The 24,170-nt window shown below is 35.4% G+C and carries 19 protein-coding genes and 2 pseudogenes; 19 read left to right on the top strand and 2 right to left on the bottom strand.

Going from position 1 to position 24,170, the window contains the following annotated elements:
• Positions 1-11 precede the first annotated feature (11 nt).
• From BR50_RS07045 to BR50_RS07080, 8 genes are all read left to right on the top strand, one after another.
• Positions 12-1,481: a nicotinate phosphoribosyltransferase gene (locus BR50_RS07045; protein WP_034547427.1), complete on the top strand. Its 1,470-nt coding sequence runs from the start codon at positions 12-14 to the stop codon at positions 1,479-1,481.
• 114 nt (positions 1,482-1,595) lie between these two features.
• A complete protein-coding gene (gene nadE / locus BR50_RS07050) occupies positions 1,596-2,423 on the top strand; it encodes an ammonia-dependent NAD(+) synthetase (RefSeq protein ID WP_034547429.1) in 828 nt (275 codons plus the stop codon).
• A 130-nt stretch (positions 2,424-2,553) separates the two neighbouring features.
• On the top strand, positions 2,554-3,498 hold the full coding sequence (locus BR50_RS07055; protein ID WP_034549057.1) for a glycosyltransferase family 2 protein: 945 nt from the start codon (positions 2,554-2,556) through the stop codon (positions 3,496-3,498).
• A 31-nt stretch (positions 3,499-3,529) separates the two neighbouring features.
• Entirely contained in the window at positions 3,530-5,431 is a 1,902-nt protein-coding gene (locus BR50_RS07060) for an LTA synthase family protein (protein ID WP_034547431.1), read from the top strand.
• Between the two features lie 73 nt (positions 5,432-5,504).
• Positions 5,505-6,635 (top strand): N-acetylglucosamine-6-phosphate deacetylase, encoded by a 1,131-nt coding sequence (gene nagA / locus BR50_RS07065; RefSeq protein WP_034547433.1) that lies wholly within the window; start codon positions 5,505-5,507, stop codon positions 6,633-6,635.
• 32 nt (positions 6,636-6,667) lie between these two features.
• Positions 6,668-7,375 (top strand): glucosamine-6-phosphate deaminase, encoded by a 708-nt coding sequence (gene nagB, locus BR50_RS07070; protein ID WP_034547435.1) that lies wholly within the window; start codon positions 6,668-6,670, stop codon positions 7,373-7,375.
• A gap of 10 nt (positions 7,376-7,385) precedes the next feature.
• Positions 7,386-8,102, top strand: a complete 717-nt coding sequence (locus BR50_RS07075; RefSeq protein WP_034547437.1) for a GntR family transcriptional regulator — start codon at positions 7,386-7,388, stop codon at positions 8,100-8,102.
• 145 nt (positions 8,103-8,247) lie between these two features.
• Positions 8,248-9,327, top strand: a complete 1,080-nt coding sequence (locus BR50_RS07080; RefSeq protein WP_034549060.1) for a glycosyltransferase family 4 protein — start codon at positions 8,248-8,250, stop codon at positions 9,325-9,327.
• Positions 9,328-9,412: 85 nt separating this feature from the next.
• Here the strand turns inward: BR50_RS07080 and BR50_RS07085 are convergent, their stop codons facing one another.
• Together BR50_RS07085 and BR50_RS07090 are read right to left on the bottom strand one after the other, a co-directional pair.
• Positions 9,413-10,462 (bottom strand): LCP family protein, encoded by a 1,050-nt coding sequence (locus tag BR50_RS07085; protein ID WP_034547439.1) that lies wholly within the window; start codon positions 10,460-10,462, stop codon positions 9,413-9,415.
• Between the two features lie 149 nt (positions 10,463-10,611).
• Positions 10,612-11,250, bottom strand: coding sequence for a YigZ family protein (locus tag BR50_RS07090; RefSeq protein ID WP_034547441.1), 639 nt, complete (start codon positions 11,248-11,250; stop codon positions 10,612-10,614).
• Positions 11,251-11,451: 201 nt separating this feature from the next.
• Between BR50_RS07090 and BR50_RS07095 the strand changes: the two genes are divergently transcribed.
• From BR50_RS07095 to BR50_RS07140, 11 genes and pseudogenes are all read left to right on the top strand, one after another.
• On the top strand, positions 11,452-12,303 hold the full coding sequence (locus tag BR50_RS07095; RefSeq protein WP_034547443.1) for a DegV family protein: 852 nt from the start codon (positions 11,452-11,454) through the stop codon (positions 12,301-12,303).
• Between the two features lie 88 nt (positions 12,304-12,391).
• Positions 12,392-13,744: an ATP-dependent helicase ComFA gene (locus tag BR50_RS07100; RefSeq protein ID WP_245792758.1), complete on the top strand. Its 1,353-nt coding sequence runs from the start codon at positions 12,392-12,394 to the stop codon at positions 13,742-13,744.
• Positions 13,741-14,427: a ComF family protein gene (locus BR50_RS07105; protein ID WP_034547447.1), complete on the top strand. Its 687-nt coding sequence runs from the start codon at positions 13,741-13,743 to the stop codon at positions 14,425-14,427. Before BR50_RS07100 ends, BR50_RS07105 begins: the two co-directional genes overlap by 4 nt.
• Positions 14,428-14,564: 137 nt before the next feature.
• Positions 14,565-15,107: a ribosome hibernation-promoting factor, HPF/YfiA family gene (hpf, locus tag BR50_RS07110; protein WP_034547449.1), complete on the top strand. Its 543-nt coding sequence runs from the start codon at positions 14,565-14,567 to the stop codon at positions 15,105-15,107.
• A gap of 365 nt (positions 15,108-15,472) precedes the next feature.
• Positions 15,473-17,710: pseudogene (gene secA / locus BR50_RS07115) on the top strand (preprotein translocase subunit SecA); the annotation flags it as partial.
• A gap of 144 nt (positions 17,711-17,854) precedes the next feature.
• Positions 17,855-17,938, top strand: a pseudogene (locus BR50_RS13130) (SEC-C metal-binding domain-containing protein); the annotation flags it as partial.
• Between the two features lie 101 nt (positions 17,939-18,039).
• Positions 18,040-19,153, top strand: a protein-coding gene (gene prfB, locus BR50_RS07120) for a peptide chain release factor 2 (protein WP_178377443.1) whose coding sequence is annotated in 2 segments (ribosomal slippage) — positions 18,040-18,111 and positions 18,113-19,153 — 1,113 coding nt in all. Because the reading frame shifts where the segments join, the coding sequence is not laid out codon by codon here.
• A gap of 377 nt (positions 19,154-19,530) precedes the next feature.
• Positions 19,531-20,217, top strand: coding sequence for a cell division ATP-binding protein FtsE (gene ftsE, locus BR50_RS07125; protein WP_034547453.1), 687 nt, complete (start codon positions 19,531-19,533; stop codon positions 20,215-20,217).
• Positions 20,207-21,097, top strand: a complete 891-nt coding sequence (gene ftsX / locus BR50_RS07130) for a permease-like cell division protein FtsX (protein WP_034547455.1) — start codon at positions 20,207-20,209, stop codon at positions 21,095-21,097. Before ftsE ends, ftsX begins: the two co-directional genes overlap by 11 nt.
• A 53-nt stretch (positions 21,098-21,150) precedes the next feature.
• Positions 21,151-22,368 carry a C40 family peptidase gene (locus BR50_RS07135; RefSeq protein ID WP_034547457.1) on the top strand — a complete coding sequence of 406 codons (1,218 nt, stop codon included), beginning with the start codon at positions 21,151-21,153 and terminating at the stop codon, positions 22,366-22,368.
• Positions 22,369-22,944: 576 nt separating this feature from the next.
• The gene (locus tag BR50_RS07140; protein WP_034547458.1) at positions 22,945-24,129 is read left to right on the top strand and encodes a PDZ domain-containing protein; all 1,185 of its coding nucleotides are present in this window, start codon (positions 22,945-22,947) and stop codon (positions 24,127-24,129) included.
• The last annotated feature ends 41 nt before the right edge of the window (positions 24,130-24,170 follow it).

Genomic DNA, 24,170 nt, shown 5'->3' on the forward strand with positions numbered 1-24,170 from the left:
GGGGAAGAGTAATGAATACGATACATCCAGATGACAGTTGGGCATTACACACTGATCTATACCAAATAAATATGATAAAGACCTATTGGGAATTAGGAAAATCAGATTCTCATGCGGTTTTTGAAGCATATTATAGAAATAACCCTTTTCAAAGCGGCTATGCTATTTTTGCTGGCTTAGAACGTGTGATCAATTACATTCAAAAATTGAAATTCACAAAGAGTGATATCGATTATTTAAGAAGTTTAGCTACTTATCCTGAAGAATTTTTAGATTACTTAGGAAAATTCAAATTTAGAGGAACGATCCGCTCCATGATTGAAGGGGAAGTTGTTTTTGCAGGTGAACCGCTCATTCAAGTGGAGGGACCATTAGCCGATTGTCAATTGGTAGAAACGGCTATTTTAAATATTTTGAATTATCAGACTTTGATTGCAACTAAAGCCGCTAATATCAAATCGATCGTAAAAGATGAACCAGTATTAGAATTTGGAACTAGAAGAGCGCAAGAAATGGACGCTGCTATTTGGGGAACAAGAGCAGCATATATTGGCGGATGCGACGCTACCAGCAATACACGTGCGGGTAAGATTTTTGGGATCCCAGTCAGTGGAACGCATGCTCATTCATTAGTGCAAGTTTATCGAAATGATTATGATGCTTTTATGGCATATGCTACAACGCATAAAGATAGTGTGTTTTTAGTGGATACGTACGATACTTTAAGATCCGGTGTTCCAAATGCTATTCGAGTTGCAAAAGAACTAGGCGATAAAATGAACTTTTTAGGTGTACGTATTGATAGCGGTGATATGGCATATATTTCAAAACGGGTACGCCAACAGCTTGATGATGCAGGCTTTACTGAAGCAAAAATATATGCATCAAATGATTTAGATGAAAAAACAATTTTAAATTTAAAAATGCAAGGTGCCCGCATTGATGTTTGGGGTGTGGGAACAAAATTGATCACGGCTTATGATCAACCTGCTTTGGGAGCTGTTTATAAATTAGTTTCTATTGAAGATGAGCAAGGAAATATGGTAGATACATTGAAGCTTTCCAGTAACGCTGAAAAAGTTTCCACCCCCGGAAAAAAACAGGTGTGGCGTATTACCAAAAATGATGGTGGAAAGTCTCAAGGAGATTATATTACACTATGGGAAGAAAGACCGGATCAAAAAGAAGAGTTGTTTATGTTCCATCCCGTTCACACCTACATTAATAAAACAGTAACCGATTTTAGCGCTAGACCCTTATTAAAAGACATTTTTGTGGATGGAAAATTAGTGTATGACCTGCCGAAATTAATCGAAATCAAAATGTATGCTAAAAACAGCTTAGGTATGCTCTGGGAAGAATACAAGCGTAACCTGAATCCAGAAGGTTATCCAGTAGATTTATCACAAGCTGCTTACGATCATAAAATCAAGTCTATTGAAAATGCACGTGATAATGTAAAGCGATTTTCTGAAAAATAGTGCAAAGTAGATCATTAAATAGTCTCAACCTCTTGAACTAAAAAATAATAGAGTCATGGAGGAAATCATGCAATACTCCATTTAACGATCAATCGAAGAGAAGAGGATGCAGATATGTCAAAATTAAAAGAACAAATTATTAAAGAAATGCGTGTTGATCCATCTATTGATCCAAAAGTTGAAATCCAAAAAAGTGTCGATTTTTTGAAAGACTATTTGAAAAAGCATTTATTTTTAAAAACGTTGGTACTCGGTATCAGCGGAGGACAGGACTCAACATTAGTCGGAAAATTAAGCCAATTGGCTATAATTGAATTGCGAGAAGAGACTGGCGATAACGAATACCAATTTATTGCTATACGTCTTCCTTACGGCGAACAAGCAGATGAAAAAGATGCTATGGATGCCATTGAGTTCATCGGGGCAGATAAAATCGTTAAAGTAAACGTTAAGCCCAGCGTAGATGCAACAGTACAGACACTAGAAGATGGAGGCATATCCATTAGTGATTTTGTTAAAGGAAATATCAAGGCTCGTCAACGTATGATCATTCAATATGCTATAGCTGGAAGTCATAACGGAGCTGTAGTAGGAACGGATCACTCTGCGGAAGCTGTTACCGGATTTTATACAAAATTTGGCGATGGTGGGACAGATATCAATCCAATCTTTAGATTAAATAAACGTCAAGGAAAAGCCCTATTAAAAGAACTGAGAGCTCCTAAAGAGCTATACGAAAAAATACCTACGGCTGATCTAGAAGAAGATAAACCCTCTTTACCAGATGAAAAAGCCTTAGGTGTGACCTATGATCAAATTGATGATTATTTAGAAGGCAAAGAAGTACCAAAAGAAGCAGCTCAAAAAATTGAAAGCTGGTTCTTAAAAACAAACCATAAACGTCACTTACCGATTACGATATTTGATGATTTTTGGAAATGAAGGTTAATTTTATAAAGAATAAAGACCGATAAAAGGCTGGAACATAAATTCCAGCTTTTTTGTTATTGTAAATTCGGTAATTTTTTATAGCTTTTTTCAAAAATTAGACAAGGAGGTGAAAGGGGTGGAAATGGAAAAGCTTTCGCTTGTTGTTCCCTGTTACAATGAAGAGCAAACGATTCCCCTCTTTTTTACTGCGGTTGAAAAGATTCGAGCAGCGTTAACGAACATAACTATCGAATATATATTTGTCAACGATGGTTCAAAAGATCACACTTTGGCCGTATTAAGAGAAATGGCACAACAATACCCCGATTCTATTAAGTATTTATCTTTTTCACGAAATTTTGGCAAAGAAGCTGCTTTATATGCAGGAATGGAATATTCCACTGGCGACTACGTAGCTGTAATGGATGTCGATTTGCAAGATCCGCCTGATTTGTTGCCTCAAATGCTCCATTTGATAAGACATGAAGCATATGATTGCATAGGTACAAGAAGGATAAGTCGAAAGGGTGAGCCGCTTTTTCGCTCATTCTTGGCTAAAGAATTTTATCGGATCATGAATCGTATTTCAGCTGTTGAATTCGTAGACGGAGCAAGAGACTACAGACTAATGACTCGTCAAATGGTCGAGGCTGTTCTTTCTATGACTGAAGTCAATCGTTTTTCAAAAGGGATGTTCAGTTGGGTAGGGTTTGACACGAAATATTTAGAGTATGAAAATAAAGAACGGGTGGCTGGCAAATCTTCTTGGTCGATATGGTCTTTATTTAAATATTCATTAGATGCAATTGTCGATTTTTCAGATATCCCCTTGGCAATAGCTTCTTTTGTTGGATTGACGTCTTTTATAATGGCTATTTTCTTCATGATCGCAATTATCATTCGAACGGTATTATTTGACGATCCAACTGCAGGATGGCCTTCTCTAGTGACTATTATACTGGCTATTGGAGGGTTACAATTATTCTGCTTAGGAATAGTAGGCAAATACCTTGGGAAAACATATCTTGAAACGAAGAAGAGACCAATCTATATTCTGAAGGAAACAGATAAAAAAAATAAAAAATAAAGTAAATATTATTTTAGCAAAGGTGGATAGAATGAAAAAAATAAACAAACACAAAACGAATCGATCTGTATATAAAGAGTCAAGTATTTTTATAAATAGTTTGAAAACGGTTTTAGTAGGGCTGAGTACAGCCTTCATTGGGAATTTTTTACTCCAACTTTTTCAAAATCACTATAGTTTTTCCTTAGCTGTTAATTTTATTTTTCTGTGGCATACAGAATTATTTTTACTGGGAGTATTTCTATTATTTCTGCTGTATTTATGGATAGCAGCAGTGATCGGTTCTCGTTGGTTGAGTGTTCTGGTTATGACAGTCATCATAATAGCAATAGGAGTGGCGACGCAACAGAAAATGGCCTTGCGAGGAGAACCGTTGTATCCTTCCGACTTTCTATTGATCAATGATTTGCCTTTTTTGATTCAAATGGTCGATAGTAAATTGATCTTAGCTGTTATTATTTTTTTGATCGGTGTAGTGAGTTTAAGTATTTATATTCTTATTAAAAAGAAAAAAAATAGTTCCAAACGATTGGATAAATCGGTCGAAAAGAAGTTGAGCTGGCTAACGAGAGGGAGTACTTTCATCATTACCAGCAGCATTCTTTTTTACAGTATGGGTTTCAGTCAGCCAGGTAATGTACTAAGGTATGCATATGATCGATACGCTCATTGGATACCTTATAGCCAGCAAATGAATTATTATAATAATGGATTTATAGGAGGGTTTTTGTATAATATTGGCGTAGATGCAATGGAAAAACCAGCTGATTATTCGAAAAACCAAATAATAGATATTGTTCAAAAGTATGAAGAAAAAGCATCTGAAATAAACGAAACCAGACCAGCGGTAATAAATGATGTGAATATTATATATGTAATGAATGAAAGCTTTTCAGATCCTTTAGCGCTTGATGGGGTAACCGTTTCAGAAGATCCTATTCCAACAATACGATCTTTGAAGGAAAGAGCAGTGAGTGGGAATATTTTATCTCAAGGTTATGGAGGCGGAACAGCCAATATTGAATTTGAAGCATTGACCGGATTGTCAATGGAACCAATGTCTGCGAGTCTAACGACACCTTACACGCAACTGGTTTCTAGGATGAGCGAGCTGTCATCAGTTGTCTCTTACCTAAAACAGCAAGGTTATGCAACAACCGCTATCCATCCTTACAATACAACAATGTATAAACGGAATGAAGTGTATCAAAATTTAGGATTCACAACATTTTTAAATGAAACAAATATGACGTTTTTAGATAGAAAAGATCAAAATCCTTATATTTCAGATGAATCTGCTTACCAAGAAATTTTGAAAAAAATGCAAACGACAGAAGAATCGGATTTTATTCATTTGGTTACTATGCAGAATCATATGGTTTACAGTGGTAAATACCCTAACACAGATTTTTCAGCTCAAGGAACGGGCAATGCCGAAGAAGCAGCTAATTATTTGCAGGATCTAGCTTATAGCGATGAGGCATTAGATGGTTTTTTGACCACTATAGAGCAGTTACCTGAAAAAACAGTCGTTGTTTTCTGGGGAGACCATCTGCCTAGCTTTTTTAGTGAAACTAATGTACAAACCAACGGAAGTTTAAAAATGCATCAGACTCCGCTGCTTATCTACTCTAATTTTACTGAAAATAATGATACGGTAGGGACCATTAGTCCAATCTATTTTATGAATCATATTTTAGAGATTGCTAATGCCCAAGTCACACCTTTTTATGCTCTTTTGATGGAATTAGAAGAGGCATTACCGGCTTTTGAAAAAGGGTTATATATTGAACGAGATACAAAAGCAGTGTCCGAAAAACGAGGTGAACTCTCAAAAGAAACGCAAGAGCTATTAAAGGTTTATGATGCGATTCAATACGATGTCACTGTTGGTGAAAATTACAGTAAAGCACTTAACTTCTTTGAAGATTAAGTGCTTTGTTTTTTATTTGCTTTTTTGGTCTATACCACTTATAATGATAAAAAAGAGTAAAGGAGATAAAAAAATGGTTAATGTATTGAAAAATGTAACTGTATATACAGGAGAAGAAAAAATTGAAGATGCTTTTATTCGTTTTTCTGAAGAAATTTTAACGGTAGGAAAAATGAGTGATTATAAAAAAGAACCAACTGATCAAGAACAAGATGCTGCTGGAAAAATAGTTTTGCCTGGTTTTATTGATGTTCACAGTCATGGCGGGTATAGCTACGACAACATGGATAGCAGTGCGGCTGAAATCAATCAGATGCTCCAAGAAATGTATAAAGAAGGCATTACTTCTTACTTTGCGACAACAATGACACAGTCTTATGAAGCCATTGATAAAGCACTTATCGCCATCAATGAAGCAGCAACTAAAAATCCGGTGATTCAAGGGATCCATTTAGAAGGCCCTTTTGTGTCAAAAGAGTTTAAAGGGGCTCAACCAGAAGAATTTATTCGCATACCGGATGCAAAACAAATGGAAAAATGGAATAAGTTAAGTGGAAATCGTATTCGTTTAGTCACTTATGCTTCTGAAACAAGTGATGCATCAGAATTTGAAGATTATTGTGTGAAACATAATATTATCCTTTCAATCGGTCACAGCAACGCAACTAGAGCGCAGCTGATGGACTCTAAAGCTTCTCATATTACACATTTGTATAATGCACAAAGAGGGTTGCATCACCGTGAGCCAGGAGTAACGGGGCATGCCTTTCTAGAAGACGCTATTTATACAGAAATGATTGTTGACGGCTATCATATTCATCCTGATATGGTCAACTTAGCGTATAAAATTAAAGGCCCAGACCGAATTGAAGTCATTACTGATTCGATGCGTGCAAAAGGATTGCCTGATGGCGAGAGCGAATTAGGTGGTCAAAAAGTCCTAGTAAAGAATAATCAGGCCAGATTAGAAGATGGAACATTAGCAGGAAGTGTATTGACGTTTAATGACGCATTTAAAAATATTATGGCTTTTACAGGTTGCTCCATTGAGGATGCTGTAAAAATGACTTCTGTCAATCAGGCAAGAGAATTCGGTTTGAATAAAAAAGGCAATCTCAAAGTGGGTAAAGATGCCGATATGATAGTGATGAATAGTGAATTTGATGTAGAGCATACATTTAGTTTTGGAAAAATGGTTTATTAAACTAGAATCGAAAAGAAAAGGTGGAAATTCAAATGGAAATAATTATTGTGAAGGATAACGTAGAAGGCGGAAAAAAAGCATTCGAATTGATTAAGGAAGGTATGGACCAAGGAGCAAAAGTATTAGGATTAGCTACAGGTAGTACACCTATTTCGTTGTATCATGAAATGATCAAAAGTGACGTAGATTTTTCAGATATGACGGCACTTAATTTAGATGAATATGTTGGACTTGCTCCTACAGATCCACAAAGCTACCATCATTTTATGGAAGAACAGCTGTTTTCTAAAAAGCCGTTCAAAGAAACTTTTGTGCCCGATGGAATGGCTAAAGATGCAAAACAAGAATGTGAACGCTATGATCAAATTATTAAAACACATCCAATTGATATTCAAGTTTTAGGTATTGGAAGCAACGCACATATTGGATTTAATGAGCCTGGAACTTCTTTTGATTTAACAACTCATAAAGTAGAGCTATTGTCATCCACCATTGAAGCGAATAAACGCTTTTTTGATCATGCTGAAGATGTTCCGCGCTTAGCTTATTCAATGGGTATAAAATCAATTATGAAATCTAAAAAAATTATCTTGATGGCTTACGGCGAAACAAAAGCAGAAGCAATAAAAAAGGCCCTTGAAGGACCGATAACCCAAGAAGTTCCCGCAAGTATCTTGCAAAATCATGAGAATGTGACTATGATTGTAGACGAAGCAGCGGCGAAATTAATTCAACGATAGGAGCAAAATCATGGTTAAGGCGACACCAATTTATATTCAAATTCATAATCAAATACGAAAAATGATAGAACAAGAAGTATGGAAGATAGGAGAGCGTATTCCTTCCGAAAGAGATTTAGCTATCCAATTTAATGTCAGCCGAATGACACTGAGACAAGCTGTACAAACTCTTGTAGATGAAGGAATATTAGAGCGGAAAGTGGGTTCTGGCACTTATGTATCCAATAAAAAAGTACGAGAAAAAATGGCGGGCATCCAAAGTTTTACAGATATTATGACTTCACAAGGAAGAAAACCCACAAGTAAAACGATTTCCTATCATGTCAAGCCTGCGAGTGTAAGTGAAGCGGAAAATTTAAAGCTTGAACCAGAAGAAATGGTTTTAAGGATGGAAAGGATTCGATACGCTGATGAGGTCCCAATTTGTTTTGAAGTGGCAACGATTCCGTATCATCTTGTTGAATCATTAGGAAAACAAGAAATTACCAAATCACTCTACAAAGTATTGGAAGCTGAACAAGGAATTACCGTTAAGCGAGCTGAACAAACCATTTCTGCTATGTGCGCTTCCGAGAAAATTGCTGAATATTTATCGATAAAACGTGGTGAGTCTATTCTCCAGTTAAAACAAATCAGCTATTCAAAAGAAAATTTGCCTTTTGAGTATGTTCGTACTCAATACGTAGGTGAACGATTTGAATTCTATTTAGAAAAAGATTTACACTAACCAATAGTTAGTGTAAATCTTTTTTTTTATTATTTCTACAGTACGCATAAAAGGCAAAACTAAATTGCAATTGTATTTTCGTAATTATATTTGTATAATGAAAGAAAGAATGGCTTTGAAAGTAGGTTTCTCTTTTATGTATAATATGTTCGAAGTTTTAGTATTCTGTTTATTAACAGTCATCATCAGTTTTATACTAACACCACTAATAAAAAAAGTAGCATTAAAAGTAAATGCTATAGATAAACCTGGTGAAAGACGAGTGAATGTAAAGCCTATGCCAACATTAGGTGGACTGGCAATCTACTTGTCTTTTTATTTTTCATTATTTTTTATGCAAGCTGTACCTTTTAAACAAGTTTTGCCTCTATTTATTGCTTCGACCGTTATTATTGTTACTGGGATGATCGACGATTTAATCGAAATAACGCCAAAAATGAAATTGTTGGGTATCACTATAGGAGCCCTTATCATTTATTATGTCGCTGATATTCGTATGGATCTAGTTACATTGCCTTTAATTGGAGAGATAGAGTTAGGTATTTTTAGCTTGCCGATAACATTATTATGGATATTAGCTATTACAAATGCGGTTAATTTGATTGATGGATTAGATGGATTAGCAACGGGAGTTTCAATAATTGCTTTAACAACTATGGGTATTATTGGCTTTTTCTTTTTAACGATTGATGATGTTGCCGTTCCTATAATGATTTTTACATTAGTTGCTGCAGCCACCGGTTTTTTACCGTATAATTTTTTTCCAGCTCGCATTTTTTTAGGAGACACAGGGGCTTTATTTCTTGGATTTATGATTTCGGTCATGTCGCTTCAAGGGTTGAAAAATGCTACATTGATCACAGTCATCGTACCGGTCGTCATACTAGGCATACCGATCACTGATACGATTGCAGCAATATTACGACGACGTCTAAATCGCAAACCAATCTCTAGTGCGGATAAAATGCATTTGCACCACCGCCTAATGGCATTAGGTTTGACTCATAGACAGACAGTACTTGCTATTTATAGCATTGCGGCTATGTTTTCATTAATTGCATTGATGTATCCATTGTCTAACGTTATAGGTTCTATTATGCTGACCATTGGCTTGCTGCTTGGATTAGAGTTGTTCATGGAATTGATCGGTTTAGTGAGTGAAGAAAGAAGACCCTTATTATCAAGATTAAAACGATTTGCTAATAGGTTGAATAGAAAACGCTAAATACAAAATGGGCACAAAGACGAAGAGTCTTTGTGCCCATTTTGTATTTGATCAAGTTGTGTAAGAAATGATGAGTTAAATTATTCTAGTAAGCGTAATTTGTTATGCCGTTTGTTTCAAATTCATAGTCTTCAGCATCTCGTTCATCTAAAGAATCTAATCCTAGTGCTACTCTGAAACGGTGGCTGACAAAATCGACGCTATCGGGATAAAGTTCAACCATACTTGCTCCGTATAGTGTGAAATCTGTCCACTCAAAAGTATAAGAGTTGAATTTATAAGGACCCTCTAGTCCAGTTTGAGCAATTCCCAGCATTTCATTAAACGTTAAATCAGTACGCATGTTTGACCCAACGGCTTCAATGACGTTCGTGTATTTAGTGATTGAACCGACGCTAAGGGCTTTTTCCACGATGGCTTGGATCAGCAGTTGTTGTCTTTCGCCACGCATAACATCATTGTCAATTTTTCTTGTACGAGCTAAGGCCAAAGCTTCTTCACCATTTAGAGTCTGATAGCCTTTTTCTAAAGTGATTTGATCCATCTTGCCGTCAGAGTTTTGTTCTGAAAAAGTTATTGGAACATCCATTTCTATCCCGCCTAAAGCATCTATGATTTTCAAAAAGGCATCAAAATTAAATGTTACATAGTAATGAATAGGAACATTGAGTAATTCTTCAACAGTCTCGATCGTTGCTTGCTCTTCTCCTGCACTATAAGCGGCATTGATTTTATCTTCTCCTAAGTATTCCTCTTGGTACATGATTGGAGTATACGTGTCTCTAGGAATACTGACCATATTGACTTCATGGCTATTAGGGTCGATAGTAAGGTAGATAAGTGAATCTGTTCTTGAACTGCCAAGGTTTCTATCTTCGGTATCATCAATGCCCATGATCAAGATAGAGGTTGTTTCTTTAATTGGATCTACTTCAATCTCTTTGTTGCGTCCTAGTTCATGATAAGAATCGTCAATCGTTTTTTGAGCAGTTGCGTAAAGTATAGCTGCATAAACAGCTAATCCTAAAACGATGACCAAAATTGGAATCAATATACTTAGGATAATAATATTTTTCCGTTTTTTTCTTTTGGTGGTATATGATGCACTTCTACTAGTATTAGAATGTTTCTTCACGCTCATTCTCCTTCAAAAATCATTTTGCTTTTTAGGTAATCAAGTAGAGGCTCATACGAGAAAACTGTGGTTTCAAACAACCTGTTTATTTTATCATGAATAAAAACAAGTAGAAAGTTTATTTGAAAAAAGTAACGATTTCTTAATATTCAGCTTGTGATTTTTTTGTCACAATAAACGTCTTTCCCTATTTTAAAACTTACTTGTCCATTAAGCCACTCAATAATTTCTGTTTGAAATTGGTTCAGTTGCTCTTGATCAACTAGACATACGAATGCGACAACATCTGAATAAAGAATATCCTTGATCATGTAGCCTGCTTCACGAAGAGCATTTTCTAATTTTCCTGAGACCGGGTATGCAGTGACAACGACGATCTGAGTGTGCAATCTTCTCTCAACAATTCCGCTATTATTCAATCCTTGGCTGACAGCTTTTCCGTAAGCACGTATCAATCCACCTGCTCCAAGTTTTATACCTCCAAAATAACGTGTGACCACCACAACAACATTTTTTAATTGTCTTTTTTTCAAAACCTCCAACATAGGAACACCAGCCGTACCAGAAGGTTCTCCATCATCGTAAGCACGTTGGATCTCATCATGTTCGCCAATCAAGTAAGCTACACAATTATGATTGGCTTTGTGGTGCTCTTTTTTAATAGATTGAATAAAGTTTTGAGCTTCTATTTCACTCGTTACACGTTTTAAATGGCAAATAAAACGAGATTTTTTAATTTCTAATTCAAATTGGCCATCTTTTTCAATTGTATAGTAGTGATTTAACATAAATAGTCCTCTCATTAATCGGAATGAATTGCTCTATCTAGATAGTGTACCTTTAGTATGAATATTCAACAAGACCAATCATAGAAAAAAAGCGAATATGGGTAGAGTAAATAAGATGGTTGAACAGCAAAAGAAATATGCTATACTTTTAGTTTGAACGCTAGACTGTGAATACAAAAAATACGATAGTGAGGTGATGATTTGAGAATTGCCGTGGTAACAGATAGTACCGCTTATCTAACGGATGAACAATGTGAACTGTATTCTATTTACCGATTGCCATTATCGGTTATTATGGGCACTGATGCTATAGAAGAAACAAGTATAACTAATACTGATTTTTTTGAGAGAGTCAAAAAAATGGATTCTTTGCCAACAAGTTCTCAACCAGCTATTGGCCAAGCGATTGCTTTATTCAATGAACTTTCAAAAAAATATGATGCTGTTATAAGCGTTCATCTGTCAAGTGAACTTAGCGGCACCTACAATTCAATAGCAAGCTTAGATACTATGTATGAAAATTTTAAAATTTATCCTTATGATTCAGGGATCAGTTGCTCAGCACAAGGCTACTTTGTTCTAGAAGCAGCAAGAATGGCAAAAGAAGGAGCTGCCGTTGGAGACATACTTCAAAAATTTGAAAAAATGCAAATAACGTTGCAATCGTATTTTGTAGTAAGTGATTTGCATCATTTGGTTCGCGGAGGGCGACTTTCAAATGGATCAGCAATTATTGGTTCTTTATTAAAAGTGAAACCTATTCTGTATTTTGAAAACAAAAAAATTACTGTCTTTGAAAAGATAAGAACCAAGAAAAGAGCTCTCAAGAGGATTGAACAGTTATTAGGAGAAGACGTTGCAAAAGGATATCCGATCGTTGCGACAATTATTCATGCTAATGCTGAAGCAGAAGCTTTAGAATGGATAGGGAAATTGAAACAACAATATCCAGCTATACGTTATGAAATCAGTTGTTTTGGCCCCGTCATTGGTACACATCTAGGTGAAGGTGCTTTAGGAATAACATGGGTAGAAGATCAGACAAAGGCTTAAAGCTATTATATTATTTTTATATACGAAAGGAGTTGAGATTTTTTCTCAACTTCTTTTTTTTGCGTATATTAATAAAGAGAGGTGAGCGATGATGAGTAATTTTTTGATGGGAAGAGAATTATTGCAGAATGAGCTGAATGAAGACTTATCTGAGGGGTGGGAAGGAATCATTTCAACAGGTTTTATTACAGTAGGAAAACAGGTGAAGTGTCGTCGTTGTGGATCTGATCGGTTGCAAGATCGACAATCAAATCCCTGTAGTTGCGGTGAAAATTGTTTTTATTGTATCCATTGCCTTGAAATGGGCAAAATCAAAAAATGCAGTCTGCTTTACTACCTTCCAGAAAAAAATCGGTTTTTCCCGATAAAAGAACCTATATTAACTTGGCAAGGCCGATTATCAGAGCAGCAAGCATTCGCTTCTAAAGAAATTGAAACAACAATAAAAGCAGCAGAAACAAGATTGATCTGGGCGGTAGCTGGTGCTGGGAAAACAGAAATGCTTTTTAGCGGGATCGAATTGGCAATAAGGCAAGGGAAAAGAGTATGCATTGCTTCACCACGTACAGATGTGTGTCTAGAATTAGCCCCTCGTCTAAAGAGTGCATTTCAAAATGTAGCACAGATTACACTCTATGGAGATATGGAAGCACCTTATCGATACACACAATTGGTCATAGCAACCACGCACCAATTGATGCGGTTTAGAGAGGCATTTGACGTTTTGATCATTGATGAAATCGATGCTTTTCCATTTGATACGGATAGAGGCCTTCAATTTGCAGCACAAAAAGCTAAAAAGCCGATAGGAACACTTATTTATTTATCGGCCACTCCAAATAAAACGATGAGACAGGATATCACGCAAAAAAAACTAGCGGCTTCTATTTTACCAGCACGCTATCATGGATTCGCTTTGCCAGAACCAAAAGCGATATGGACGGGAAATTGGCGCAAAGCGATTATTAAGCGGCAGAAAAAAGCTTTCGTTTATAAGGAAATCAAGCGGCTGCTGCAAGCACAACGCCGATTTCTTTTATTTATGCCGGATATTGAATTGATGGTTGAGTTGACCAGTCATCTTGAGGAAATTTTCCCACAGTGCTCATTTACAAGCGTCTCTTCAGAAGATAAAAAACGCAAAGAAAAAGTACAACAGATGCGAGATGGAGTCTACCAGTTTATTCTGACAACAACAATTTTGGAAAGAGGCGTAACCTTTCGAGATATCGATGTCATCGTTCTGGGTGCAGAAGATCGGACGTTCACAGAAGCTGCACTGATTCAAATTGCAGGTCGTGCAGGCAGACACCGTGATTTTCCAAATGGAGAAGTGCTCTTTCTCCATTACGGTCAAACGAAAGCTTTGAAAAATGCTATCAGCCAAATTAAAAAAATGAATCGTTTGGCTCGTGAAAGGGGACTGTTGATAAAAAAGTGAATTGTTTATGGTGCGGAAGAACGCAAAAAGAAGTTATCAAGTTAAGAGAATTAGTTGCTTTTACTAAAATTGATCCTACTGTTAGATGTGATTCATGTTCTGGAAAATTAGTCTCATTACTAAAAGGAACGGTCTGTTTAGGTTGCAGTCGCTATTGGATCGAAGAAGGGCTTTGTCCAGATTGTCAAAAATGGAAAGCAGCATATCCTAATTATCCATTCAAGCATACAGCTCTTTATCAATACAATGAATTTATAAAAGAATGGATAGAAGCCTATAAATATGCTGGAGATTACCGGCTTGGTGAATTGTATAAAAAGGAGATCCAAGCTTTCTTCTGTAAGCAAAAAGAACTAGTTATTCCTATTCCAATAAGTGATAAAAGTAAAATGTTGCGAGGCTTCAATCAAGTGGAAGGCTTGCTGGAATTTGCAGGAGTAAAGTATACTCCTGCTTTGATCCACTGTGGAACTGGGGAAAAACAGTCAAGTAAAAATCGGAAAATGCGTATGCTTTCTCCTCAACCGTTTAAATTAAATGACGTTTTCCAAGATAGTATAAAAGGGAAATCTGTTATTTTAGTGGATGACATTTATACAACAGGACGGACTTTTTTTCATGCTGCAGACTGTTTATTAAAAAATGGAGCACAAAGTATCGAAACGTTCTCAATTTCTCGCTAAAAATTGTCTAAATGTAATCGATTTTATTTGCAATCTTTGAGGGTTAATATATAATTAACGTAAGCAGATCATCATTTGAGTGGTCCAATTGATGATGCTGATTCTGATATACAATCAGATGAAAGGGGAGAGTGTTTATGTTTAAATATAATGTCCGTGGCGAAAATATCGAGGTAACTGCAGCTATTCGTAGTTATGTTGAAAAAAAAGTGGGGAAAGTTGAGAAATACTTTAATGATGTACCTGAAGCAACAGCCCACGTTAATTTGAAAACGTATTCCGATAAAACTGCTAAAGTGGAGGTAACAATTCCATTACCTTATTTAGTATTACGTGCGGAAGAAACCTCACCTGACTTGTACGGAAGTGTGGATCTGGTAACAGATAAACTTGAACGACAAATGCGTAAATATAAAACTAAAATTAATCGTAGAACTCGCGGGTCCAATGCTGTTGTTCCTCCCACTTTACCAGGTGAAGAGCAAGAATCAATGGAAGATGAAGTGAACATTGTTAGAACAAAACGTCTTTCATTAAAACCTATGGATAGTGAAGAAGCAGTTCTACAAATGGATATGTTAGGTCATAACTTCTTTATTTTTGAAGATGCAGATACAAATGGTACAAGTATTGTCTATCGTCGTAAAGATGGGAAATACGGTTTAATCGAAACAGAATAACGAAACGTACTGAAAAATTGAAAAACTTCAAAGCAAGAGAAACTTCTTTCTTGCTTTGAAGTTTTTTCATTTTCTGTTTTTTGTCAAAAAGCATCTTAGAAGCTGTACCTAATGTAGATAAAAAGGTTTCAATTATGAATCAGTAATGATAGAATTAACAAGAATAGAGACCTTTGTCAGAAAAAAGAAATAGCGCAAATGTCAAGCTGAAGTCAACATGTCTAAAAAGAGAAATTAAACCAAACTAAACTCAAATAAACAGAAATATAGATAAAGATAATAGGGGAGAAAGACTGATGGCGAATTTTTTACGCAACTTAATTGAAAATGATAAAAAAGAATTGAAAAATCTAAGTAAAATTGCTATGCAAGTTGAAGAGCTTGCGAATGAAATGGCTAACTTATCCGATGATGGATTAAAAGCAAAAACACCTGAATTCAAGAAGCGATATCAAGATGGAGAAACGTTAGATGCATTACTACCAGAAGCTTTTTCAGTTGTACGAGAAGCCGCTAAACGCGTGTTAGGGTTGTATCCATATCATGTGCAATTAATGGGTGGGGTTACTCTTCACCGCGGAAATATTCCTGAAATGAAAACAGGTGAAGGGAAAACCTTGACAGCCACAATGCCGGTATATTTAAATGCATTAACAGGAGAAGGCGTACATGTCGTAACCGTAAATGAATATTTATCTAGCCGTGATGCTACTGAAATGGGAGAGTTGTATGAATGGTTAGGCTTATCAGTAGGCTTAAACTTGAATTCAAAATCTTCAGAAGAAAAACGTGAAGCTTATTTAGCAGATGTTATGTACAGTACGAATAACGAATTAGGATTTGATTACCTTAGAGATAACATGGTCGTTTACAAAGAACAAATGGTACAAAGACCATTAAATTATGCTATTGTCGATGAAGTCGATTCTATTTTAATTGATGAAGCTAGGACACCTTTAATTATTTCAGGTCAAGCAGCAAAATCGACCGCTTTTTATAATCGAACAGATTTTTTTGTGAAAGGTTTGAAGGAAGAAGAAGATTTCACAATTGATGTTTCTTCTAAAACGATCGCTTTAACGGAAAATGGTATTGAAAAAGCTGAAAAAACGTTTAGAATCGATAATTTATATGATGTAGAAAATCAAGCTTTGACACATCATATTGACCAAGCTTTGAGAGCCAATTTCATTATGCATCATGATGTAGATTATGTTATTCAAGACGGCAAAGTAATGATCGTGGATCAATTTACTGGTCGTATTATGGAAGGTCGCCGTTATTCAGACGGCTTGCATCAAGCTATTGAAGCAAAAGAAAATGTAGAAATACAAAACGAATCAAAAACAATGGCGAATATAACATTCCAGAACTATTTCCGTATGTACAAAAAATTAGCAGGTATGACTGGTACAGCGAAAACAGAGGAAGAAGAATTCCGTGAAATTTACAATATTCATGTTGTCGCAATACCAACGAATAAACCGCTGATCCGTGACGATAAACCAGATTTGCTTTATCCGACATTGGAAAGCAAACACAATGCTGTTGTTGAAGAAATTCAAGAACGTCATGCTAATGGGCAACCAATTTTAGTTGGAACGGTAGCTGTTGAAACATCTGAATTGATATCAGGGTTATTAAGAGAAAATAAAATACCTCATCAAGTTCTGAATGCTAAAAATCATTTTAAAGAAGCTGAAATCATTACAAATGCTGGCCAAAAAGGCAGCGTTACTATTGCAACAAATATGGCTGGACGTGGAACAGATATCAAGTTAGGTGCAGGTGTTCGTGAAGTAGGCGGATTATGTGTTATTGGTACAGAACGCCACGAATCACGTCGTATCGATAATCAGTTGCGAGGACGTTCTGGTCGTCAAGGAGACCCAGGAGTTACTCAATTTTATCTTTCTTTAGAAGATGAATTGATGAAGCGATTTGGTTCAGAACGTATCCAAGCTGTTCTTGAACGTTTGAAAGTTAGCGAAGAAGATGCCGTGATCCAAAGTAAAATGATTTCGCGTCAAGTAGAATCTGCTCAAAAACGTGTCGAAGGAAATAACTATGATACGCGTAAAAATGTTTTACAATATGATGACGTTATGCGTGAACAGCGTGAGATCATGTATAATCAAAGGCTTGAAGTTATCATGGCTGAAGAGTCATTAAAACATGTTACCATCCCGATGATCAAACGTACGATTGAACGTATTGTTCGAATCAATACTCAAGGAATACCAGAAGAATGGAAATTACAAACGATTCTTGATTTTGCACAAGCTTCGTTAGTTCATCCTGACGATATTGCAATGAGTGATTTAGAAAATAAAACGGTTGAAGAAATCGAGAACGTACTATTAGATGCAGCACAAGCTATTTATACTGAAAAAGAAAAACAGTTAAATGGTAAAGAACAAGTCTTAGAATTTGAGAAAGTAGTTATTTTACGTGTAGTGGACAGCAAATGGACAGAACATATTGATACAATGGAACAATTGCGCCAAGGGATAGGGCTTCGTGCATATGGACAAAGTAATCCGTTGGTAGAGTATCAAGCAGAAGGATTTAAATTATTTGAAGAAATGATTGCTTCTATTGATTATGAGGTTACACGTTTATTAATGAAATCACAGATCCGTCAAAACTTGAAGAGAGAACAGGTTGCAAAAGGAACCACTGCACGCTCGACTGGTGATGGCCAAGTAGTTCAAGAAGCTCAAAAAAAACCGGTTAAAATAGATGACTCTAAAATAGGTCGTAATGACCCTTGCCCATGTGGGAGCGGTAAAAAATATAAGAATTGCCATGGAAAAATAGATGAAAAATAAACAGAAATGATTTTTTAATAGTCAGTTAAACTAGAATAAACATAGGAAAGGACACGATTTGTTAGTTGAGTCGTGTTCTTTCTAAATTGGAGTGGACAATAATGGAATTAAGCGAAATTAGAAATTATTTAGAGACAGCGGATAAAAAAATAAATAGCTTTGGGAGGTCTCTTTGACTTAGAGACTTTGGAAAGAAACATTGCTGAATACAATGACAGAATGACAGAACCAACTTTTTGGGATGATGCTCAAAAAGCTCAAACAATCATTAACGAAGCGAATGAATTAAAAGAAAAATACAATCAATACACAAACCTTGTAACCGAAAAAGAAGATTTAGAAGTGTTGTTAGAAATGGTAAAAGAAGAAAATGATGAAGAATTAACAAAAGAATTGGATAGTAAAATCAGTCCTTTCTTAAATAAATTAGAGCAATATGAATTAGATTTATTACTGAGTGATCCATATGATAAAAATAATGCTATTATTGAGCTTCATCCAGGGGCAGGCGGAACTGAATCACAAGATTGGGGTAGCATGTTGCTTCGAATGTATACTCGATGGGCTGAAAAAAGAGGTTTCAAAATTGAAACGTTAAATTATCAATCTGGAGATGAAGCGGGTATTAAGAGTGTAACCTTGCTGATTAAAGGTCTAAATGCATATGGGTATCTGAAAGCTGAAAAAGGGGTGCATCGCTTAGTACGGATCTCGCCTTTCGATTCTGCAGGACGAAGACATACATCGTTTGTTTCTATTGATGTTATACCGGAACTAGATGATAGTGTAGACATTAAAATTAATTCAGATGATTTAAAAGTAGATACCTACCGAGCAACTGGAGCAGGTGGACAGCATATCAATACAACCGATTCAGCTGTTCGAATCACACATTTACCAACAGGTGTAGTCGTTGCAAGTCAAGCGCAACGTTCGCAATTAAAAAATAGAGATCAAGCTATGAGTATGTTGAAGGCAAAATTATATCAACTTGAAGTAGAAGAACAAGAAAAAGAAATGGCTGCTATCAGAGGCGAGCAATTAGAAATCGGCTGGGGTTCTCAAATCAGATCCTATGTTTTCCATCCCTATTCAATGGTAAAAGATCATCGTACAAATTTCGAAACAGGGAATATCGCTCAGGTCATGGACGGTGGAATAGATCCATTTATACAGGCTTATTTGAGAAGTAAAGTTTCTGCTATAGAAGAATAAAGAATTAAAAAGAAAAAAGTCAAAATTCCGACATATTTGATTTAATTGTCTGGATTTTGCTTTTTTTTATTTGTAACAAAAGAAATCTATCCAATCCCAAAAAAAGGTCGTTTTATAGAGATAAATGGGGATATAAACCTATTTTGAAAATTTTCTGACCAGTTTTTTTTAAAATACAAGTAAAATATTTGAAAAAAATAAAATAAAACAGTAAGGTTACAGGGATGATAAGAATTGAAATAAATTTGTAAAGAAAATACAACTGACATAAATTTTTATAGTGATATAATGATTAAGCGTTGAGGTGGAATACTTTAAAATATAGATTGAACACCTGAATTGTGATGTAAAAACTAATAAAAGTTAGGTGATAAAAAATGATTGAGATGCTAAATGTCTATAAGAAATATCCTAATGGCATTACAGCAATTAATGGCTTATCTGTTCGTATTGAACCAGGTGAATTCGTATATGTTGTAGGACCTAGTGGTGCTGGTAAATCAACTTTTATTAAGATGATTTATCGTGAAGAAAAAGCAACTAAAGGAACAATCAAAGTCGGTGGTTTTGATTTAATGACAATAAAAGAAAAGAACATTCCGTATTTAAGACGTTACGTAGGAGTAGTTTTCCAAGATTTCAAATTATTACCTAAGTTGACAGTGTATGAAAATATTGCATATGCGATGGAAGTTGTCGAAAAAAATCCTAAATCTATTCAAAAAAGAGTGTTAGAAGTTCTCGAACTAGTTGGTTTAAAACACAAAGTGCGTATGTTTCCTAATGAATTATCAGGTGGAGAGCAGCAACGAATTGCAATAGCAAGAGCGATTGCAAATACTCCACATATTCTAATTGCAGATGAACCTACAGGAAATCTTGATCCAGATACTTCATGGGAAATCATGAAAATCCTAGAAGAAATCAGCAATCAAGGTACAACCGTAATTATGGCTACTCATAATAGTCAAATCGTTAACGTTGTTAAACACCGTGTTCTTGCGGTTGAGAATGGACGCATTGTCCGAGATCAATTGGAAGGAGATTACGGTTATGAAGCTTAGAACAGTAAAGAGACATATAATTGATAGTTTTAAAAGCTTAAAAAGAAATGGCTGGATGTCTATTGCAGCTGTAAGTGCTGTGACAGTAACGCTCCTATTAGTAGGAACCTTTATTGCTATGCTGATGAATGTCAACAAGCTGGCTACAGATATTGAAAACGATGTAAGTGTCAGAGTTTACATTGATTTAGCTACAAACGAAGAACAGCAAAAAGAGCTTCAGTCAGAATTAGAATCACTTGATAATGTAGACTCTGTTGAATTTTCAAGTCGTGAAGATGAACTAGAACAAGTAGTTGGCAGCTACGGTGATGAATTTAATTTATTTGATGGAGACGATAATCCTTTATATGATGTTTTTATTGTAAATACGGATGTTCCAGAAAATACGTCGCTTGTTGCAAAACAAATTGAAGAATTAGAATATGTCACTCAAGTCAATTATGGTGGAGCAACAGCAGACAACTTATTTAAAACAATGAATACCGTTCGTAATATTGGAGCAGTCGTTATTGTAGCTTTAATTCTAACCGCCGTATTCTTAATTTCGAATACGATTCGAATCACTATTTTCTCACGTAGTACTGAGATTGAGATCATGAAATTAGTCGGGGCGACAAATTGGTATATTAGATGGCCATTCTTAATTGAAGGAGCGTTGATTGGACTTGTTGGTGCAATCATACCAGTAGCTATTTTAAGTTTCGCCTATGTAGCTGCCTTTGATATAGGAACAGATTTCTTAGCTGGTACGTATTTTGGATTATTAACACCAAATCCATTTTTATACCAAGTTGGAGGATTAATGTTGGGGATCGGTATTATTATCGGTGCAATCGGATCATTTATGTCAATTAGAAAATTCTTAAAAGTATATTAACTTTAACTAAAGGCAAAAACTAAAAACAATCGGGAAAACGGGGGATAACAAAATTGAATAAAAAGTTCATTAACATAGCATTAGTTGCAGCAGTAGGTTTTACAACCTTTGTTGCACCTGTAACAGCATTTGCAAGTACAGATAAGGATATCCAAACATCTACAGAAAAATTGGCAGATCTTGAAAATAAAGAAGTCTCAGCGGAATCTCAATTAGCAGCTATTACAGCTACTATTACAGATAATGAAAAAAATGCTGAGTCATTGATGAATGAAATGAAAAACACGCAATCTAGTTTGAAAAAGTTGGAAGTACAAGTTTCTGACTTGAATACAGCTATTGAGAAACGTGAAGCGAAATTAAATGAACAAGCACGTTCTGTACAAGTAGATGGAGATAACCAAAATTATGTAGATTTTATTGTGAATGCTGAATCAATGGCTGATGTTATTGGACGCGTAGATGTTGTTTCTCAAATTGTTTCTGCAAACCAAGATTTAGTAAAAGCTCAAGCAGCTGACAAAAAAACTTTAGCTGCAAAACAAAAAGAAACTGAAGAAAAAGCAATAGAACAAACTTTATTAGCTGCAAAATTAGAAACTTCTAAAATAGATTTGGAGCAACAAAGTTTAGAAAAAGAGGCTGTCGTAGCATCGATCGCTGCTGAAAAATCAGTTGTAGAAGCTGAAAGAGAACAATTTTTAGCTATTCAAGCAGCTGCTGAGAAAAAAGCAGAAGAACTAGCAGTTGTTAAAACAACAGCTACTTCAACTCCTGTAGAAGTCATTGCAACAGCAGTTGAAGCAACAAATTCTGATGAAAAAGCAACTACTACTTCAAAAACAGTAGCTAAACCAGTTGAATCAAAAGAAATTGCCGTAACAACAAAAACAGCAACTGCTTCAAATGGCTCATGGGCAACAATAAAAACAGCAGCCTATGGTGTTATTGGTACACCTTATCTTTATGGAGGAACGAATACTAACGGTTTTGACTGTTCAGGTTTTACCAGCTATGCATTTGCTGCAGCTGGAATCAGTCTTCCAAGAACAGCTGGTGCTCAATACGCAGCTTCAACTAAGGTTTCACAATCTGAAGCACAACCTGGAGATTTAGTATTCTTTAATCAAACAGGAAGTATTGATCATGTTGGTATTTATCTTGGAAACAATCAATTTATTGGTTCTCAATCTTCAACAGGTGTCTCTGTTACGACGATCAGTCAAGCATATTGGGCTCAATACCTAGTTGGTTTTGGTCGTATAAACTAAGAGTGTCTATCTAATGAATAAGTTATTCTGACCGTTTCCCCAAAAAATAATTCTAAAAACACGTACTAACAATTTGTTAGTACGTGTTTTTTTGCTTTTCAGTAGATAGTACAAGTGCAGTAAACATGGCAATTACGGATCTATAATTTTTAGTGTTGATAGACTTAATCTAATGGCATTACTTACTCAAGTTTATGGAGGAATAGGGTTGCTTGTAGTCATGTAGAGGATTCAATGAGAATTACACAACGTTGGCACTTCAGACGTTCCTTGGGCTCTCCACAAGCAAACCCGTCCATTTCAGAAGAAATTTTTTTAAAGTATCCACACCATTTGATTTAGAACCGCAATTGCAGGCTTCAGACTATAGCGTAACTCCAAAAGAAATTTCATTTAAATAATTCAAATCGATTACCAGTATAGAGAAATAGAGTCTTTTTTTTAGATAAAAGAAGAAATATTACGTATAAACTGTTTTAAGTGTAAAAATCAGGTAAACTATATTTAGAAACGGATAAATTCGTGATCATATTGATTTAGTTTGATAAAATAGAAAAATAAGTAGAAAAGGAGTAGATGCAATTGGTAACGAATTTTTTTATTGCACTAGTACTGTTTTTTATTCAACCCATATTTGTTGTGGGATTGATTTTTACAATTTGGACAAGTTATCGCAGGATCAACCATGAAAGAAGTAATCACCGTGTAGCAATTTATAATACATTGTACGAAATTAGAAATTATTTACTATTAGGACTTTTTTTTGGGGCAATTGGATCCATTCTCTTAACCGTAGTAGGAATTCCGGTTACATTGGATTGGATCATAATCTATCAAATTGTAGCAATTGTGAGCTTAGTTTTTGGCTATCGCTTCATTCATCCTTTGTTTACGTTTTCGATAAGTTCTTTGATTCTTTTAGGAGTATCGTTTGTTCTAGATAGAAGCGATTTTTCTTTTATACCAAATACGTGGTATCGTCCTTTAAGTCAAAGTGAATTTAATGGAACACCATTGTTTATGAACATTTTTATTATTCTTATTTTTATATTAGTGATCTCAATTTTCACGATCAAGAGAAACGCTGATCGTCATTTATCAGTACGCTTTTTGAAAACAAAACGGGGTAAAAAAATTGCGAAATATCCTATAAAACCATTTTGGGTGTTACCACTTTTGCTGATTGTTCCTGGTGAAAGCTTTCAGGCTTTATTTAGCTGGTGGCCAGTCTTTTCAATTGGAAATGAACAGTATGCATTCTTTTGGTTGCCAATTCTAGTAGGCTTTCAATTCACAGTCCAGGCTCAGGTTCCGAAAGAGGCGATAGCAAAATTAGCCAACGACTTAATGATTTTAACAGGAATTGCTTTAATCATTGCAATTAGTTCAATCTGGGTACCTTATGCTCCGATTGTTGGTTTTATCTTTTTAATTATTGGTGGATCAATTGTGTTATACCGCCATCGTAAACGTGAAAAAAACTGGAATTTTCTTTTCGGGCCAGCTGAAAATGGTATAAAAATTATTGGCATTCGTCCTGGTACGCCAGCAGAGAAAATGAATTTAAAGATTGGAGATACCATTACCGACTGCAATAATCTCAAAATTGAAACGGAAGCAGATTTTTATCAAGCCTTATCGAAAAACAGCGTATATTGTCATTTGAAAGTTAGAAATTTGGATGGTGAACTCCGATTGACTGAAACAGCTATTTATGCTGATTCGCCACATGAAATTGGAGTGGTCATTTTAGAAAAGTAGTTTAGATCAAAGGAATATGAACTTGAAAATTCTGTATAGGT

This window comes from Carnobacterium alterfunditum DSM 5972, from assembly GCF_000744115.1.
GTDB classification, from domain to species: domain Bacteria; phylum Bacillota; class Bacilli; order Lactobacillales; family Carnobacteriaceae; genus Carnobacterium_B; species Carnobacterium_B alterfunditum.